Genomic DNA, 18,052 nt, shown 5'->3' with positions numbered 1-18,052 from the left:
ATCAGGCTCCTTGAGCATGGGACGGGGTCTCGGCGGCCGGGTTAGGGGTATCCGGGGAGGTCTCTCCGGACGGCACGCCAGCGGCGGAGGGCCCGCCCTTGCGTTCCTGCCACGTGGCACGCAGCATCTCGTGCCACCGCGGGCGCTTGCGCGGCGGGACATGGTCGACACCACCGAGCGACCACGGATTGCACCGAAGGATGCGCCAGGCAGTGAGCGCCGTTCCCTTGATCGCACCGTGCCGGTCGATGGCCTGGTAGCCGTAGCGGGAGCACGACGGGTAGTACTTGCACACCGGACCAAGCAACGGACTGATCGTCCACTGATACAGCTTGATCAGAGCCAGCAGTGGGTACTTCATCGAGCGCCCCCTCCCAGCAGCCGCTGAAGAGCGGCATCCAGGTCTTGGGCCAGCTGTGCATGGGCGGCGTCACCCGCACCGGGCAACGCTCGTACGACTACCAGGCTACCGGGGGGCAGCTGAGTCACCCGGTCACGCATCAGATGGCGAAGCCTGCGCTTCACCTTGTTGCGTACGACGGCCCCGCCCACGGCCTTGCTCACGACGAAACCCGCACGCGTCGGGGGAACGCTCTCCCCAGGCGCGTGCGGGTCCGTTGCACCGCTACGTAGATGGACGACGAGAAGCGGGCGTCCGGCCCGTCGTCCTCGGCGTACCGCGGTCGCGAAGTCTTCGCGCCGCCTCAGCCGATGCTCGGTAGGCAGCACGACGTCATGACCTAATGCGATTAAGCGGAAAGGCTGGCGCGACCCTTGCCACGACGGTTCGCGAGAATCGCGCGACCGGCACGGGTGCGCATCCGCAGGCGGAAGCCGTGGGTCTTGGCGCGACGGCGGTTGTTCGGCTGGAAGGTGCGCTTGCTCACTCGGGGGCTCCAGAAATGATTGTGTGGTGGCGGGACATCGCCTGGCTGTCACCGTGCGCCCACGAGAAGCTCGCGAATACGCACCGAGTGCACCGCTTCACAATCACAGATCGTGATCTTTGCCCATCGGAGGCAGGCGGCAGCAGCCATCGACAACTCGACCTGGTCACGGTACGCGGGGCTACGCCATCCGGTCAAACCGACCGTCAGGGAGAGACACTGTGCACAGCCTGTGGACAACAACTTGAACCGCAGCCGTCGCCCTGACTACCTTGGCCAAACTCCGATTCATTCCCTTCTCCCTGCCCATCCCGATTTCCGTCCCAAGAACCACACCTTCGTGGGACCCCGTGAGAGAGCGTGCCTTGTGGCTGACGTACCTGCCGATCTTGCCGCAGTGTGGCCACGAGTTCTGGAGCAGCTGCTGGGTGAGGGGCGGGGGCACGGGGTCGACGCGAAGGACGAGCGCTGGATCAAGCGCTGCCAGCCGCTGGCGCTCGTCGCCGATACCGCGCTGCTGGCCGTACCGAACGAGTTCGCCAAGGGCGTGCTCGAAGGACGTCTCGCACCCATTGTCAGCGAGTCGCTGAGCCGCGAGTGCGGTCGCCCGATCCGTATCGCCATCACGGTGGACGACTCGGTCGGCGAGCCCATGGGACCGCCGGCGCCGCCCCTCCAGCAGCAGCCCGGCCAGCAACAACAGCAGCGCTACGAAGAGCCCGAGCAGCACCCGGGCCCCGGTCAGGGACATGAGTCGTACGACGGTTACGGCCGCCGCACCTCGGACGAGCACTCCTCGGGCCGCGGGCCCGACCAGCTGCCGACCACCCGCCCCGCGTACCCCGACTACCAGCGCCCCGGGCCCGGCGCCTGGCCGCAGCAGCAGCCCCAGCCGTCCCATCAGCAGGACGACTACGGCTGGCAGCAGCCGCGGCTCGGCTTCCCCGAGCGGGACCCGTACGCGAGCCCTCAGCAGCCCCAGCACGACTACCGCTCGCAGCCGCCGCAGGGGCGCTCCACTTATGAGCAGCACCGCCAGGAGCGCCACGACCGGCAGGACCAGCAGGACCGCCACGATCGTCACGACCGGCGCGAGCAGCAGTCCCCCGGCTCCGGAGGCCACGACCCGCGGGGCGGCGTCCACGGCAGCGGACACGGAAACAACCACGGCGGTCACGGCGTCCACGGCAGCGGCGCCCCCGGTCCGCTGGCCGCTCAGCCGGCCCCCGCGTCGGCCCCCGGCGAGCCCACCGCACGCCTCAACCCGAAGTACCTCTTCGACACCTTCGTGATCGGAGCGTCGAACCGGTTCGCGCACGCGGCGGCCGTCGCCGTGGCCGAGGCTCCCGCCAAGGCGTACAACCCCCTCTTCATCTATGGGGAGTCGGGACTCGGCAAAACGCATCTCCTGCACGCGATCGGGCACTACGCCCGCAGCCTCTACCCCGGCACGCGCGTGCGCTACGTGAGCTCCGAGGAGTTCACGAACGAGTTCATCAACTCCATCCGCGACGGCAAGGGCGACACCTTCCGCAAGCGGTACCGCGAGATGGACATCCTGCTCGTCGACGACATCCAGTTCCTCGCGAGCAAGGAGTCGACGCAGGAGGAGTTCTTCCACACCTTCAATACGCTCCACAACGCGAACAAGCAGATCGTGCTCTCCAGTGACCGGCCGCCCAAGCAACTGGTGACCCTGGAGGACCGGCTGCGCAACCGTTTCGAGTGGGGACTGATCACCGACGTCCAGCCGCCGGAGCTGGAGACGCGCATCGCCATCCTTCGTAAGAAGGCGGTACAGGAGCAGCTCAACGCCCCGCCGGAGGTCCTGGAGTTCATCGCGTCCCGCATCTCACGCAACATCCGTGAGCTCGAGGGCGCGCTGATCCGGGTCACGGCCTTCGCCTCGCTCAATCGGCAGCCGGTGGACCTGGGGCTCACGGAGATCGTCCTCAAGGACCTGATCCCGGGCGGCGAGGACGCGGCGCCGGAGATCACGGCGACGGCCATCATGGCCGCGACCGCGGACTACTTCGGTCTGACGGTGGACGACCTGTGCGGATCCTCGCGCAGCCGCGTCCTGGTGACGGCCCGCCAGATCGCGATGTACCTCTGCCGCGAGCTGACGGACCTCTCCCTGCCCAAGATCGGCGCGCAGTTCGGCGGCCGCGACCACACGACGGTCATGCACGCGGACCGCAAGATCCGCGCGCTGATGGCCGAGCGACGCTCGATCTACAACCAGGTCACCGAGCTCACCAACCGCATCAAGAACGGCTGACAGACGCGCTCAAGAGGCACTGACACACGCGCCGAGAGTTCGCTGAGAGCCACGCAGACGTAGCGCCGACAGGTCGTCGAAGGGCGCCCCGGGACAACTTCCGGGGCGCCCTTTGCCGTTGTGCACGCGCGCGTGGAGCCCCACCGTCTCTCTCCACTGTTCGATTTCCGCAGCTGAGAGGCGTGTTCTCCACAGATCTGTGCTCTTTTTTCCTTCCACACCCTGGGGACCGGGAAGTTGTCCAGATGATGTCCACAGGGGACCCTGCTGAAGGATCATCAAGCCAGGTCAGGTGGTTGTGGATTCGTGGACGACGGCCCTCCACAGGGTGTGGATGAAAATCTCGTCCACAGGGTGTGTATGAACTTGTCCACCGGCAACCCACAGGCTCGGGCCGGTTGTCCCCAGCTTTCCCCAGCTTCTCCACACGGCTGTCCACTGTTCGGCAACGCAACGCGCCCCGTCACCGTGCCGAGTGAAAGGCGTCACACCAACGTGGTCGGTTGGCCTGTGGGGAAGGTGGGTAAAGCTGGGGACAGCGCTGGGGAGAAGTACCCCCTGCCTGTGCATCGGGTGTGCAGAACTTTCGCCCGTCCACAGAAACCACCGGTTGTCCACCGCCACCGCCCACAGGCGCAGTGGATAAAAAACCGGCACTGACCTGCGAAAACACGGTTATCCACGGTTTCCACAGGCCCTACTACTACTCCCACTTAGAGTCACCGGGGAATTCGCTTGGAAGGGGGGCCTGTGCACAACTCGCCCTCCGGACCTCCGACGCCGCTCGTCACGACTTGACCCCGACGGGCACCCGCTGTCAGTGCAGTGCGTCAGACTGGTCCCCAGTGCCAGCAACAGCAGGAGGGCGGCTCAGTGAAGATCCGGGTGGAACGCGACGTACTCGCGGAGGCGGTGGCGTGGGCGGCGCGGAGCCTCCCGGCCCGGCCTCCGGCTCCAGTCCTCGCGGGCCTGCTGCTGAAGGCCGAGGAAGGCGCACTGAGCCTTTCCAGCTTCGACTACGAGGTCTCGGCACGCGTCTCCGTGGACGCCGAGATCGACGACGAGGGCACGGTCCTCGTCTCCGGTCGGCTGCTCGCCGACATCTGCCGCGCCCTTCCCAACCGTCCGGTGGAGATCTCCACAGACGGTGTGCGGGCCACGGTGGTCTGCGGCTCCTCGCGATTCACACTCCACACACTCCCTGTGGAGGAGTACCCCGCGCTGCCGCAGATGCCCACCGCGACCGGCACGGTCCCCGGTGAGGTCTTCGCATCGGCCGCCGCCCAGGTGGCCATCGCCGCGGGCCGCGACGACACGCTGCCCGTCCTGACCGGCGTACGCATCGAGATCGAGGGCGACACGGTCACCCTCGCCTCCACCGACCGCTACCGCTTCGCGGTCCGCGAGTTCCTGTGGAAGCCGGAGAACCCCGAGGCGTCCGCGGTCGCCCTGGTGCCCGCCAAGACGCTCCTGGACACCGCCAAGGCGCTCACGAGCGGCGACACGGTCACCCTGGCGCTGTCCGGCTCCGGTGCCGGTGAGGGCCTGATCGGCTTCGAGGGCGCTGGGCGGCGTACGACGACGCGCCTCCTCGAGGGCGACCTGCCGAAGTACAAGACGCTCTTCCCGACGGAGTTCAACTCGATCGCGGTCATCGAGACCGCGCCGTTCGTCGAGGCCGTGAAGCGCGTGGCCCTGGTGGCCGAGCGGAACACTCCGGTGCGGCTCAGCTTCGAGCAGGGCGTGCTGATCCTGGAGGCCGGTTCCAGCGACGACGCACAGGCTGTGGAAAGGGTCGACGCCCAGCTCGACGGGGACGACGTCTCGATCGCCTTCAACCCGACGTTCCTGCTCGACGGCCTGAGCGCGATCGACTCCCCGGTCGCCCAGCTGTCGTTCACGACGTCGACGAAGCCCGCACTCCTGAGCGGCAGGCCGGCCCTGGACGCGGAGGCCGACGAGGCCTACAAGTACCTGATCATGCCTGTACGTCTGAGCGGCTGAGCCCACAGGTGTGAGCGGACGTCCGGGCGTAGGCTCGGACGCGGGTACGAAGGTGCCTCCACGCCACATCGCTACTTAAGGAACCACTGATGGAGCTCGGTCTCGTCGGCCTCGGCAAGATGGGCGGCAACATGCGCGAGCGCATCCGCCGCGCAGGCCACACCGTCATCGGATACGACCGCAATCAGGACGTCGCCGACGTCCACAGCCTCGAAGAGCTTGTGGGCAAGCTCAAGGGTCCGCGTGTCGTATGGGTGATGGTTCCGGCCGGAGCCGCGACCCAGTCCACCGTCGACGAGCTCGCCGAGTTGCTCCAGCCCGGCGACGTCGTCGTGGACGGCGGCAACTCCCGCTGGACGGACGACGAGAAGCACGCCGAGGAGCTCGCGGCCAAGGGCATCGGCTTCGTCGACTGCGGCGTCTCCGGCGGCGTCTGGGGCCTGCAGAACGGCTACGCGCTGATGTACGGCGGTGCCGCCGAGGACATCGCGAAGGTCCAGCCGATCTTCGACGCCCTCAAGCCCGAGGGTGACTTCGGGTCCGTGCACGCGGGCAAGGTCGGCGCGGGCCACTTCTCGAAGATGGTCCACAACGGCATCGAGTACGCCATGATGCAGGCCTACGCCGAGGGCTGGGAGCTCCTGGAGAAGGTCGACTCCGTCACGGATGTGCGCGAGGTCTTCCGCTCCTGGCAGGAGGGCACGGTCATCCGTTCCTGGCTGCTCGACCTGGCGGTCAACGCCCTGGACGACGACGAGCACCTGGCGAAGCTGCGCGGCTTCGCACAGGACTCCGGAGAGGGCCGGTGGACGGTGGAAGCCGCCATCGACAACGCCGTGCCGCTGCCCGCGATCACGGCCTCGCTCTTCGCCCGGTTCGCCTCGCGGCAGGACGACTCCCCGCAGATGAAGATGATCGCGGCGCTGCGCAACCAGTTCGGCGGCCACGCGGTCGAGTCCAAGAGCGAGCACTGATCCATCCACAGCCTGTGCGGGAAACCGCGCAAGGCTGTCAGCAAGTGAAGTAAGGCCGGGGGAGGTCGGCGCACACCATGCACGTCACGCACCTGTCGCTGGCCGACTTCCGCTCGTACGCCCGGGTCGAGGTTCCTCTCGATCCGGGCGTCACCGCGTTCGTGGGCCCGAACGGCCAGGGCAAGACGAACCTCGTGGAGGCCGTCGGCTACCTCGCCACGCTCGGCAGCCACCGGGTCTCGTCGGACGCCCCCCTGGTGCGCATGGGTGCCGAGCGTGCCGTCATCCGGGCCGCCGTCCGGCAGGGCGAGCGGCAGCAGCTGATCGAGCTCGAACTCAACCCGGGCAAGGCCAATCGCGCCCGTATCAACAGGTCGTCACAGGTCAGGCCCCGTGATGTGCTCGGGATCGTCCGGACGGTGCTTTTCGCGCCCGAGGACCTGGCGCTGATCAAGGGAGACCCCGGTGAGCGTCGGCGCTTCCTCGACGAGCTGATCACGGCGCGCTCCCCGCGCATGGCGGGCGTCCGCTCCGACTACGACCGCGTGCTGAAGCAGCGCAACACCCTCCTGAAGTCGGCGGCCCTCGCGCGCCGCCACGGGGGGCGCTCCATGGACCTGTCCACACTCGACGTCTGGGACCAGCACCTCGCGACCGCCGGCGCCGAACTGCTCGCGCAACGGCTCGACCTGATCGCCGCCCTGCAGCCGCTCGCCGACAAGGCATACGAGCAGCTGGCACCCGGCGGTGGCCCCGTCACGCTCGAGTACAAGCCGTCGGCGCCGGGCGAGGGCCACACGCGCGAGGTTCTGTACGAGCAGCTGATCGCCGCCTTGGAAGAGGCACGCAAGCAGGAGATCGAGCGGGGCGTGACGCTGGTCGGGCCGCACCGCGACGACCTGCTCCTGAAGCTCGGCCAGCTCCCCGCGAAGGGGTACGCGAGCCATGGCGAGTCCTGGTCGTACGCGCTGTCGCTGCGCCTGGCCTCGTACGACCTCCTGCGCGCCGAGGGGAACGAACCGGTGCTCGTTCTGGACGACGTGTTCGCGGAGCTCGACGCGCGCCGCAGGGAGCGCCTCGCGGAGCTGGTGGCGCCGGGCGAGCAGGTCCTGGTCACGGCCGCGGTGGAGGACGACGTGCCGGGCGTGCTCGCCGGGACGCGGTTCACGGTGGCGGACGGCGCGGTGGAGCGCGCATGAGCGCCGATGAGCCCGCCGAGGACGCTCCCCGAGCCCCTCAGGACGCCTCCAAGGCCTCCCCGAAGGCCCCCGAGCCCTCCGGTGTCGACCTCGCGCGGGTCGCCCTCCGTGCCGCCAAGGAGCAGGCACGCGCGCGTGGCGATGCCGCGCAGCAGAAGAAGCAGGCCCGCAGGGGCGGTCTTCGCTCCGGCGCGCGCGCCGACGGGCGCGACCCGCAGCCGCTCGGATCCGCCATCAACCGCCTGATCACCGAGCGCGGCTGGGAGACGCCGGCCGCGGTCGGCGGGGTGATGGGCCGCTGGCCGCAGATCGTCGGCGAGGACCTCGCCAACCACTGCGTACCGCAGAAGTACGACGAGAACGAGCGGATCCTGACCGTGCAGTGCGACTCCACGGCTTGGGCGACGAACCTCCGCCTGCTGGCCCCCCAGCTGGTCGCGCGCCTCAACGAGGACCTGGGCCACGGCACCGTGCGCCTCATCAAAGTCCTCGGTCCCGGCGGCCCCCCGCGCCGCTTCGGACCCTTGCGCGCACCGGGTAGCACGGGCCCCGGCGACACCTACGGCTGAGGCCGTACCGGGTGGTAGCTCGGCGTTGACGCCCCGAAGCGCTGAGTGCCGCTGTGAGCCTCTTAGAGCCCCGGGCCGCATATGGGGAGTCGGATGACGCCGGTTCAGGACGGCACATGCGGACTCAGGTACCGGCAAACCCCCATCACTGTCGGCGCTACCGGTAGACTGGAAGCTAATCCCGCCCCACTTGTGGGACGCACCGAGCAACGCTGACTATCGCTGAACGACGCAGCCGCTCCGGCCACCGCCGGGTGCTTGGCTTGTGCTGTGCCAGAAAGGGCGCTTCGTGGCCGATTCCGGCAACCCCAACGAGAACATCCCGTCCACCGTCGCTGGCAAGAACGGCGAGGTCACAGCCTCGTACGACGCCAGCGCGATCACCGTCCTCGAGGGTCTGGACGCGGTCCGCAAGCGACCCGGCATGTACATCGGCTCGACCGGTGAGCGTGGCCTGCACCACTTGGTGCAGGAGGTCGTGGACAACTCCGTCGACGAGGCCCTGGCCGGGCACGCGGACACCATCGACGTCACGATCCTCGCCGACGGCGGCGTACGCGTCGTGGACAACGGCCGAGGCATCCCGGTGGGCATCCACCCCGTCGAGAAGAAGCCGGCCGTCGAGGTCGTGCTCACCGTGCTGCACGCGGGCGGCAAGTTCGGCGGCGGCGGTTACGCGGTCTCCGGTGGTCTGCACGGCGTCGGTGTCTCCGTCGTGAACGCCCTGTCGACGAAGCTCGCCGTCGACATCAGGACCGACGGCTTCCGCTGGACCCAGGACTACAAGCTGGGCGTGCCGACGGCCCCGCTCGCCAAGCACGAGGCGGTCGAGGACTCGGGCACCACGGTCACCTTCTGGGCCGACCCGGACGTCTTCGAGACGACCGAGTACTCCTTCGAGACGCTGGCACGGCGCTTCCAGGAGATGGCGTTCCTCAACAAGGGTTTGACCATCAAACTCACTGATGAGCGCGATTCGGCGAAGGCGACGGCGGGTGCGGACTCCGCCGAGGCGACCGACGACGAGGCCGCCGACGCCCGCACGGTGACGTACTTCTACGAAGGCGGCATCGTCGACTTCGTGAAGTACCTCAACTCCCGTAAGGGCGAGGTGATTCACCCGACCGTCATCGACGTCGAGGCCGAGGACAAGGAGCGCATGCTCTCGGCCGAGATCGCCATGCAGTGGAACTCGCAGTACACCGAAGGTGTCTACTCCTTCGCGAACACGATTCACACGCATGAGGGCGGTACGCACGAGGAGGGCTTCAGGGCCGCGCTGACGGGCCTGGTCAACCGGTACGCACGCGAGAAGAAGCTGCTGCGCGAGAAGGACGACAACCTCACGGGCGAGGACATCCGCGAGGGTCTGACGGCGATCATCTCGGTGAAGCTGGGCGAGCCGCAGTTCGAGGGCCAGACCAAGACCAAGCTGGGCAACACGGAGGCGAAGACCTTCGTGCAGAAGGTCGTGCACGAGCACCTCACGGACTGGTTCGACCGCAATCCGAACGAGGCCGCGGACATCATCCGCAAGAGCATCCAGGCCGCCACGGCACGTGTCGCCGCCCGCAAGGCGCGCGACCTGACCCGCCGCAAGGGCCTGCTCGAATCGGCCTCGCTGCCCGGAAAGCTCAGCGACTGCCAGTCGAACGACCCGACGAAGTGCGAGATCTTCATCGTCGAGGGTGACTCCGCCGGTGGTTCGGCGAAGTCCGGCCGTGACCCGATGTACCAGGCGATCCTGCCCATCCGAGGCAAGATCCTGAACGTCGAGAAGGCGCGGATCGACAAGATCCTGCACAACCAGGAGGTCCAGGCCCTCATCTCGGCCTTCGGCACGGGTGTGCACGAGGACTTCGACATCGAGAAGCTCCGCTATCACAAGATCATCCTGATGGCGGACGCCGACGTCGACGGTCAGCACATCAACACCCTGCTCCTGACGTTCCTGTTCCGCTTCATGCGGCCGCTCGTCGAGTCCGGCCACGTGTACCTGTCGCGCCCGCCGCTCTACAAGATCAAGTGGACGCGTGACGACTTCCAGTACGCGTACTCGGACCGCGAGCGTGACGCGCTGGTCGAGCTCGGCCGCCAGGCCGGCAAGCGCATCAAGGACGACTCGGTCCAGCGCTTCAAGGGTCTCGGTGAGATGAACGCCGAGGAACTGCGCATCACGACGATGGACCAGGACCACCGCGTGCTCGGCCAGGTCACCCTGGACGACGCGGCCCAGGCCGACGACCTCTTCTCGGTGCTGATGGGAGAGGACGTGGAGGCACGGCGCTCGTTCATCCAGCGCAATGCCAAGGACGTCCGCTTCCTCGACATCTGAGTCGGCCGTACAAGCCGCACCTCGAAAGGACTTTGACCAGCAATGGCCGACGAGAACACCCCTGTGATGCCCGAAGAGGAGCCCGCCGTCCCCGGCGTGGGCATGCGTGTCGAGCCCGTCGGGCTCGAGACGGAGATGCAGCGCTCGTACCTCGACTACGCGATGTCCGTCATCGTGTCGCGAGCGCTCCCCGACGTACGGGACGGTCTGAAGCCCGTCCACCGCCGCGTCCTGTACGCGATGTACGACGGCGGATACCGCCCCGAGAAGGGCTTCTACAAGTGCGCCCGCGTCGTCGGCGACGTCATGGGCACCTACCACCCGCACGGCGACTCCTCCATCTACGACGCCCTGGTCCGCCTGGCCCAGCCGTGGTCGATGCGGATGCCCCTGGTGGACTCCAACGGAAACTTCGGCTCTCCGGGCAACGACCCGGCGGCCGCCATGCGGTACACCGAGTGCAAGATGGCGCCGCTGGCCATGGAGATGGTCCGTGACATCGACGAGGAGACCGTCGACTTCACGGACAACTACGACGGCCGCAACCAGGAGCCGACGGTCCTGCCGGCGCGCTTCCCGAACCTGCTGATCAACGGCTCGGCGGGCATCGCGGTCGGCATGGCGACGAACATCCCGCCGCACAACCTCCGCGAGGTCGCGGCGGGCGCGCAGTGGGCGCTCGAGCACCCCGAGGCCTCGCACGAAGAGCTGCTCGACGCTCTTATCGAGCGCATTAAGGGCCCCGATTTCCCCACCGGCGCACTAGTAGTGGGCCGAAAGGGCATCGAGGAGGCGTACCGCACGGGCCGTGGCTCCATCACGATGCGCGCGGTCGTCGCGGTCGAGGAGATCCAGAACCGCCAGTGCCTGGTGGTCACCGAGCTCCCCTACCAGACCAACCCCGACAACCTCGCGCAGAAGATCGCCGACCTGGTCAAGGACGGCAGGGTCGGCGGCATCGCCGACGTCCGCGACGAGACGTCCTCGCGCACGGGCCAGCGCCTCGTCGTCGTCCTGAAGCGGGACGCGGTCGCCAAGGTCGTCCTGAACAACCTCTACAAGCACACCGACCTGCAGTCGAACTTCAGCGCCAACATGCTGGCCCTGGTCGACGGCGTGCCGCGCACCCTCTCCCTGGACGCGTTCATCCGGCACTGGGTGACGCACCAGGTCGAGGTCATCGTCCGGCGTACGAAGTACAGGCTGCGCAAGGCCGAGGAGCGGGCGCACATCCTGCGCGGCCTGCTGAAGGCCCTGGACGCGATCGACGAGGTCATCGCGCTCATCCGGGCCAGCCAGACGGTCGACGTCGCGCGTGAGGGCCTGATGGGCCTGCTCTCGATCGACGAGATCCAGGCCAACGCCATCCTCGAGATGCAGCTGCGCCGGCTCGCCGCCCTGGAGCGCCAGAAGATCGTCGCCGAGCACGACGAACTCCAGGCGAAGATCAACGAGTACAACGCGATCCTGGCCTCGCCCGAGCGGCAGCGGCAGATCATCAGCGAGGAGCTCGCGGCGATCGTCGACAAGTTCGGCGAGGACCGTCGCTCGGCGCTCGTGCCCTTCGACGGCGACATGTCCATGGAGGACCTGATCGCCGAGGACGACATCGTCGTCACGATCACGCGCGGCGGTTACGTCAAGCGTACGAAGACGGTCGACTACCGCTCCCAGAAGCGGGGCGGCAAGGGAGTCCGCGGTACGAAGCTGAAGGAAGACGACATCGTCGACCACTTCTTCGTGTCGACGACCCACCACTGGCTGCTGTTCTTCACCAACAAGGGCCGGGTCTACCGCGCGAAGGCGTACGAACTGCCGGATGCCGGACGCGACGCCCGTGGCCAGCATGTGGCGAACCTGCTCGCCTTCCAGCCGGACGAGAAGATCGCCGAGATCCTCGCGATCCGTGACTACGAAGCGGTGCCCTACCTGGTGCTGGCCACCAAGGGCGGCCTCGTGAAGAAGACCCCGCTCAAGGACTACGACTCGCCTCGCGCCGGTGGCGTCATCGCCATCAACCTCCGCGAGACCGATGACGGTTCGGACGACGAGCTGATCGGCGCCGAGCTCGTCTCGGCCGAGGACGATCTGCTGCTCATCAGCAAGAAGGCGCAGTCGATCAGGTTCACCGCAACGGACGATGCGCTGCGTCCCATGGGCCGTGCGACCTCGGGCGTCAAGGGAATGAGTTTCCGTGGCGGCGACGAACTCCTCTCGATGAATGTCGTGAGGCCGGGTACGTTCGTGTTCACCGCAACCGACGGTGGGTACGCGAAGCGCACCAACGTCGACGAGTACCGCGTCCAGGGTCGTGGTGGCCTCGGTATCAAGGCCGCCAAGATCGTGGAGGACCGCGGCGAACTCGTGGGCGCGCTGGTGACGGAGGAGACGGACGAGATCCTCGCCATCACCCTGGGCGGCGGTGTGATTCGTACGCGAGTCAACGAGGTCAGGGAGACGGGCCGTGACACCATGGGCGTCCAACTGATCAACCTGGGCAAGCGCGATGCCGTGGTCGGTATCGCTCGTAACGCCGAGGCCGGCCGCGAGGCGGAAGAAGTCGACGGCGACATCGTCGTCGACGAAGCCGCCGACGGAGAGCCGGCCGTCGGTACGGACGAGGGCACGGAGTCCACGGCCGAGTAGCGCGAGGAGAGAGTCATCGTGAGTGGAGCCACGGGCGCCGGAGCAAGTGGAACCGGCCCAGCCGGTACAGACGGTGTCCGTGGCTCCGCCACTGACTCTCCTGACTCGCATGAGCCTCGTGGATCCCAGGGGGGAACCGTGACCGACACCCGAGGGCCGCAGCCCGCTCAGTCAGCGCAGTACGACGGGTCCTACGGGGCCGGTGCGCAAGGGACCCAGGGATCCCAGGGACCCTCCCAGGGCGCGGCAGGCGCGCTGCCCGGGGAGCGTCAGCCCCAGCAGCAGGCGCCCCAGGCGTACCACCCGCCGCAGGCCTATCAGCAGGATTCCCAGACGGGTTCCGTGCGCAGGCCGCGGACCGGGGCGCGCACGACGCCTCGTACGCGCAAGGCGCGGCTGCGGGTGGCCAAGGCCGACCCGTGGTCGGTGATGAAGGTCAGCTTCCTGCTCTCCATCGCGCTCGGTATCTGCACGATCATCGCGGCCGCTGTGCTGTGGATGGTCATGGACGCCATGGGCGTCTTCTCCACGGTTGGCGGCACGATCTCGGAGGCGACGGGCTCGAACGAGTCCAACGGCTTCGACCTGCAGTCCTTCCTGTCGCTGCCGCGGGTCCTGATGTTCACGACGATCATCGCGGTCATCGACGTGGTCCTCGCCACGGCGCTTGCGACGCTCGGCGCGTTTATCTACAACCTCTCCGCGGGCTTCGTGGGCGGCGTCGAGCTGACGCTGGCCGAAGACGAGTAGTCAGCTTCCCGCCCTCTCTTCTTCTTCGGCTCTCGCAGCTGCCTTCTGCTTCCTTCAGCTTCGTTTAGCTTCCTTCAGCCTTGTTAGGTCCAGGGTCTCGCCCGTACAGGGCGGGCCCTGTTCCTGTTCCCGTTCCTGTTCCTCCTCTCGGCCTGTCCGGTCGTTCGCGGCCCGTCCGGTCCCCGTGGAGGTATCGATTTTGGGACTGGCCCGCACGTGCGCTAATCTTCAGAGGTCAGCGCGCGGGACATACCGCAGCGCGGCGGGGCTATAGCTCAGTTGGTTAGAGCGCATCCCTGATAAGGATGAGGCCACAGGTTCAAATCCTGTTAGCCCCACAGACACGAAGAAGACCCCCAGCCCGTATCGGCTGGGGGTCTTCTTCGTGTCTGTGGGGGCCCTGGGGGGCGTCGGCCGAGCCGGCCGGGGCTGTGACTACGGCTCCGCGGCGAGCCCGCCCGGATGGGCCTCGGCCTCAACGGCCGTCTCCGTGTCGTCCGTGGGGAGGTGGCGGCAGCTGGGGGACGATCCGTGGGCCTCGGCGCGGATGCGTTGCTTCATCGTGGGCGGCAAGGACCGTTCGTACGCTGCTGCCCAGTAGGCCGCGAGTGGTGCCGTCATGGTCGGCGCGCTCTTGCACGTTTCCGTGGCCTGCTGTACCGGCGTGGCCGCCGCTGCCGTCGTGGTGAATCCCAGCGTGGCGAAGAGTGCGAGGAAGGCGGTGATGAGCGTGGTCCACAGCTTCATGGCCTTGGTGCCGGTCATGGCTTCTCACTTTCGGGTTGGGCGATTTGCGTACTTTCCTCATGATGTGTATGTGGGGCCGAGAGTGGGGGACCGACGCTCGTGGCGCGTCGATGTTCAGATGAACACCACCCGAATGGCCGTGAAGGGCCCCTGAGGGGCCCGGGAGGGGTCCGGGTGAGGTTGGGAGCGGTGAATGTCGTGGCGGGCCGCGAGGCGGCGACGGGGCGGTGGTGCCCGATTCGACTGCTGTGTTCGGGGCGGGAGTTGGGGTGGATCCAGGTCACCGATCGGTATCGATCGGTGTGTATAGTCGGGCTCCAGAGGTCCCTTACGTCAAGAAAGACGAGGTCGCGCGGTGAAGAAGCTTCTCCTGGTCGCACTGGCCGCCATCGGCGGGCTCCTCGTGTACCGCCAGATCCAGGCGGATCGCGCCGAGCAGGATCTGTGGACGGAGGCGACTGACTCCGTGCCCACGGGTTCGTGAGTACCGACAACAGTCTCTTTACAGGGCCCCGGCCGCTTCTGCGGTCGGGGCCCTGTGCTGTCCGGAGTGCTGTTGCCGATGTCCGGAGTGTTGTCCGGATCTCTCCGACTCCCTGTCTTTGCTCGCGCAAGCCTTTGCCTCGCGTGAGTGAAGGTTGTCGTGGCTCCGTGCGGGCATGTGTGGCCGGGACTGCCGAGTCTTCTGGGTCTTCTGGGTGTTCTGGGCCTTCTGGGCCTTCGGGGAGGGGTGGCGCGTGATGGTGCGGCTGCGCAGGGGGCGGGCGACGCTGGCCGCGGGAGCGGCGCTGTGCGTGGTGATGGCGCTGCCGGGACAGGCAGCCGCGGGGACGCCGAGCCCGTACGTCTTCGCCGACCAGGCCGTGCCGGTCGACGGCGCGAGGAACACCATGGGCAGCGTGAAACTCGCGCCCGGGTCGACGTACAAGAGCTCACTCGCGCGCGGGGGGAAGCTCTACTACCAGTTGCAACTCGACGCCAGGGAGACCGTTTACGTCTCGGCCACCGCTGTCCCCGGACTCGACGCCAAGGTCGTCTACGGGGACGGTGTCGAGGTGTCCTTACAGGACGCGAACGGCAACAGCTGCAACCGCGGAGACGCGCGATTCGGTACGTCGCAGAGCCCGCGGCCCATCACCGCCTGGGCGGTACGCACGGTCGGCCCCACCGAGAACCGGTGCAAAGTGGCCGGCACGTACTACGTAGTGGTCGAGCGGAACAGTGATCCCGGGTCCAGTACGGAGACCTGGGACACCGAACTGCGTGTCGTCGCGGAGCCAGGCGTGGCGAAGGGTGCCCCTACAACACCGCCCGAGTCGTGGAACTCCGCCTCGCCCACGCCGCCCGGCGGCGAGCGCAAGGAACGCAGGGGCGGTACGGGCTTCAATGACGCCCGCGCGCTGCGAGCGGGCGTCTGGGGTGACCGGATCGAGCCCGGTCAGACGCTCTTCTACCGCGTGCCGGTCGACTGGGGGCAGCAGATCTCCGCCAGCGCCGAGCTGGGCAGCGCGAGCGGGGGCGGGGATGAGTTCGTCACGTCGGCGCTCGTCATGTCGCTGTCGAATCCGGTACGTGCCCGCCTCGACGACGCCGACACGGCATACGACGGCCGGCAGAAGACGACCACGCTGGAACCGCTGGCCCCTGTCGCGTACGAGAACCGCTACTCCCCGATCGACGGCGTGGCAGGGGCGCGGTTCGCGGGCTGGTACTACCTATCAGTGCATCTCAACCCGAAGGTCGCCCAGCAGTTCGGCAAGGAGCCGCTGGGCCTGACGCTGCGGGTGAACGTCGACGGCGCCGCGAAGGAAGGGCCCGAGTACCTCGGGACGGCGCGGCCCTCGGACGAGTTCAGCGTCAGCGGTCAGGACAAGGACGCCGCGGTGCGGGGCGAGACGTCAGTAGGGGGCGGCGGAGACGGTGGGAGCGGTGGGAGCGGCACCTCGGATGGGATGAAGCTGGTCGCCGCCGGGGGATTCGGTGCGGGGACCGTGCTGCTGGTGGTCCTGGGTGTGTGGAGGGTGATCGGGCGGAGGCGTGCGGCGGCGGTCACCGATGCGCGGTATGGGCCGCCGCCTCCGGCTTGGTAGTGGGGCGGGTCTGGGGGAGCCGGTCGGTGGGCCGGCCTGAGGAGCCGGTTCAGATCTGGGTCAGAGCCCAGATGCCCACCGCGAAGCAGGCCAGCGCCGTCAGCAGCATCGGGATCGCCACCTTCGGGGGCGGTCCCGGTCTTTTCTGCCGGTGGCGCTGCGGAACCGGTCGGCTTTGGAGTGGAACCTGCGGGGCGTGAGCGGTGTATGGATAAGTAGAGGCAGCTACGCAGTGCATCTGCGGCATCGCGGAGGGTGAGATCGCAGGAGCAGGAGCAGGAGCAGGAGCAGGAGCAGGAGCAGGAGCAGGAGCGGGCGTCTGAGCTTGAGCCTGCGCCTGCGCTTGAAGCCGTACCGGAATCGGCTCATGGAGGGGGGAGGGGACATGCGGGGACTGAGCGGGGAGCGGGGGTGGCGTGGCGGCCTGGATCGGTGGGGGCGGCGAGGGCGGCGGCGGTGTTGCTTGCTGCTGCTGGGCCTGCTGGGCCTGCTGGGCCTGCGGGGCTTGGGGTTGGTCCTGGCGCTGCGCCAGCTGTCCCGACGGCGGCGTGGCCTGCGGGGGCCGAGCAGAGGGGAAGCTTCCCGTCTGTGGCGCGGAGAGGGGCGGCGGCGGAACAGAGGGGGGAGGGAAGTCCGGCGGCGGCGGGGTCGTGAGGGGACCTTCGGGGCCGAACCCCTGGGGGAGCGGGCCCAGTTGGTCGAAGATCTCGACGATCTCGTCGTCGGGCCCCGGCTCGGGCAGCAGCTCGGCGGCCGAGTTCAATGCCTTGCGCGCGCCCGCGGCGGTGCGGAACCGCGCGAGCGGATCCGGCTGGACGAGCGTGGCGACGACCTGCCACAGCGGCTCCGGCACGCCCCGTGGCGCCCCAGGTGTGCCGTGTGCGGCGAAGCGCTCGATCAGGGCCTTGGCGTCCGGTTTGGCGCCCTGCAGCAGATAGAGGGCCACCAGGCCGACGGCGAAGAGATCGGCGGTGAAGTCCGGCTCGGCGCCCATCATTTGCTCGGGCGCGAAGTAGCCGGGCGTCCCCACCACATAGTCGGTCTCGGTCAGCCGCGGCTCACCCATCCGCATCGAGATGCCGAAGTCGGAGAGCCGCAGATGGGGACGCGCGATGCCGGTGGCCTCGAGCAGGATGTTGGCGGGCTTGATGTCACGGTGCACGACCCCCTCGGCATGCACCGCGGCGAGACCGGAGAGCAGCTGGTCCAGGAGCGTGCAGACCAGGCGGGGCGCCAGCGCACCGTAGTCACCGATCACATGAGCCAGCGAGCCGCCGCCGACCAAGGCCATGGTGAACAGGACCTTGTCGTCGTCGGCGGCCCAACTGGCGGGCGCGAGCACATGGGGGTGGTCGATCCTGAGCGCCTGTTCCCGCACGAAGCGCAACAGTGCGTGCGCGTCGCTCTGTTGCAGGACCTTGGCGGCCACATACCTGCGCCGCCGGTGGTCCCAGGCGCGCCAGACCGCTCCGACTCCCCCGCGTCCGATCGGGTCGACCAGTTCGTAACGGCCGGCGAAGACCTCACCCATGGTCGCGCACTGCTCCCCCTCCGGGCCGCCCGGTGGCCC

General features: G+C 68.2%; 15 protein-coding genes and 1 tRNA gene. 11 read left to right on the top strand and 5 right to left on the bottom strand.

Features of this window, described 5'->3' with window-relative positions; all coding sequences use genetic code 11:
• Position 1: 1 nt before the first annotated feature.
• The 3 genes from yidD to rpmH are packed head-to-tail and all read right to left on the bottom strand — an operon-like array spanning position 2 to position 887.
• Positions 2 to 361 carry a membrane protein insertion efficiency factor YidD gene (gene yidD, locus AC5P1C_RS04510; RefSeq protein WP_493864333.1) on the bottom strand — a complete coding sequence of 120 codons (360 nt, stop codon included), beginning with the start codon at positions 359 to 361 and terminating at the stop codon, positions 2 to 4.
• Positions 358 to 729, bottom strand: a complete 372-nt coding sequence (gene rnpA, locus AC5P1C_RS04505; RefSeq protein WP_493864332.1) for a ribonuclease P protein component — start codon at positions 727 to 729, stop codon at positions 358 to 360. Before rnpA ends, yidD begins: the two co-directional genes overlap by 4 nt.
• Before the next feature lie 20 nt (positions 730 to 749).
• Positions 750 to 887, bottom strand: coding sequence for a 50S ribosomal protein L34 (gene rpmH, locus AC5P1C_RS04500; protein WP_006381191.1), 138 nt, complete (start codon positions 885 to 887; stop codon positions 750 to 752).
• 367 nt (positions 888 to 1,254) lie between these two features.
• On the opposite strand from rpmH, the gene dnaA reads away from it, so the two are divergent.
• The 9 genes from dnaA to AC5P1C_RS04455 all read left to right on the top strand — a co-directional run bounded on the left by dnaA (position 1,255) and on the right by AC5P1C_RS04455 (position 13,983).
• Complete coding sequence (gene dnaA, locus AC5P1C_RS04495; protein ID WP_493864331.1) at positions 1,255 to 3,168, top strand: chromosomal replication initiator protein DnaA; 1,914 nt, start codon at positions 1,255 to 1,257, stop codon at positions 3,166 to 3,168.
• A gap of 873 nt (positions 3,169 to 4,041) precedes the next feature.
• Positions 4,042 to 5,172 carry a DNA polymerase III subunit beta gene (gene dnaN / locus AC5P1C_RS04490; protein ID WP_469028876.1) on the top strand — a complete coding sequence of 377 codons (1,131 nt, stop codon included), beginning with the start codon at positions 4,042 to 4,044 and terminating at the stop codon, positions 5,170 to 5,172.
• Between the two features lie 89 nt (positions 5,173 to 5,261).
• A complete protein-coding gene (gene gnd, locus AC5P1C_RS04485; RefSeq protein ID WP_493864330.1) occupies positions 5,262 to 6,146 on the top strand; it encodes a phosphogluconate dehydrogenase (NAD(+)-dependent, decarboxylating) in 885 nt (294 codons plus the stop codon).
• A 77-nt stretch (positions 6,147 to 6,223) separates the two neighbouring features.
• Complete coding sequence (gene recF / locus AC5P1C_RS04480) at positions 6,224 to 7,345, top strand: DNA replication/repair protein RecF (RefSeq protein ID WP_493864329.1); 1,122 nt, start codon at positions 6,224 to 6,226, stop codon at positions 7,343 to 7,345.
• Complete coding sequence (locus AC5P1C_RS04475; protein ID WP_493864328.1) at positions 7,342 to 7,914, top strand: DciA family protein; 573 nt, start codon at positions 7,342 to 7,344, stop codon at positions 7,912 to 7,914. The genes recF and AC5P1C_RS04475 overlap by 4 nt, the downstream gene beginning before the upstream one ends.
• A 265-nt stretch (positions 7,915 to 8,179) precedes the next feature.
• The gene (gene gyrB, locus AC5P1C_RS04470) at positions 8,180 to 10,249 is read left to right on the top strand and encodes a DNA topoisomerase (ATP-hydrolyzing) subunit B (RefSeq protein WP_493864327.1); all 2,070 of its coding nucleotides are present in this window, start codon (positions 8,180 to 8,182) and stop codon (positions 10,247 to 10,249) included.
• 42 nt (positions 10,250 to 10,291) lie between these two features.
• On the top strand, positions 10,292 to 12,895 hold the full coding sequence (gene gyrA / locus AC5P1C_RS04465) for a DNA gyrase subunit A (RefSeq protein ID WP_493864326.1): 2,604 nt from the start codon (positions 10,292 to 10,294) through the stop codon (positions 12,893 to 12,895).
• A gap of 18 nt (positions 12,896 to 12,913) precedes the next feature.
• The gene (locus tag AC5P1C_RS04460; RefSeq protein WP_493864325.1) at positions 12,914 to 13,645 is read left to right on the top strand and encodes a DUF3566 domain-containing protein; all 732 of its coding nucleotides are present in this window, start codon (positions 12,914 to 12,916) and stop codon (positions 13,643 to 13,645) included.
• Positions 13,646 to 13,909: 264 nt separating this feature from the next.
• A tRNA-Ile gene (locus tag AC5P1C_RS04455) sits at positions 13,910 to 13,983 on the top strand.
• Between the two features lie 97 nt (positions 13,984 to 14,080).
• Here AC5P1C_RS04455 and AC5P1C_RS04450 read toward each other — a convergent pair.
• A complete protein-coding gene (locus tag AC5P1C_RS04450) occupies positions 14,081 to 14,410 on the bottom strand; it encodes a DUF6344 domain-containing protein (protein ID WP_389902720.1) in 330 nt (109 codons plus the stop codon).
• A gap of 337 nt (positions 14,411 to 14,747) precedes the next feature.
• Here AC5P1C_RS04450 and AC5P1C_RS04445 point away from each other — a divergent pair, with 337 nt between their 5' ends.
• Positions 14,748 to 14,876, top strand: a complete 129-nt coding sequence (locus tag AC5P1C_RS04445) for a DLW-39 family protein (RefSeq protein ID WP_003999697.1) — start codon at positions 14,748 to 14,750, stop codon at positions 14,874 to 14,876.
• A gap of 175 nt (positions 14,877 to 15,051) precedes the next feature.
• Positions 15,052 to 16,482 carry a hypothetical protein gene (locus tag AC5P1C_RS04440; RefSeq protein ID WP_493864324.1) on the top strand — a complete coding sequence of 477 codons (1,431 nt, stop codon included), beginning with the start codon at positions 15,052 to 15,054 and terminating at the stop codon, positions 16,480 to 16,482.
• A 49-nt stretch (positions 16,483 to 16,531) separates the two neighbouring features.
• On the opposite strand, the gene AC5P1C_RS04435 is transcribed toward AC5P1C_RS04440, so the two are convergent.
• Positions 16,532 to 18,013, bottom strand: a complete 1,482-nt coding sequence (locus AC5P1C_RS04435) for a serine/threonine-protein kinase (protein WP_493864323.1) — start codon at positions 18,011 to 18,013, stop codon at positions 16,532 to 16,534.
• Positions 18,014 to 18,052: the final 39 nt, after the last annotated feature.

This window comes from Streptomyces sp. A18, from assembly GCF_059026065.1.
Note: the sequence above shows the minus strand (reverse complement) of the source record. Positions and strands in the feature narration are given on the sequence as shown.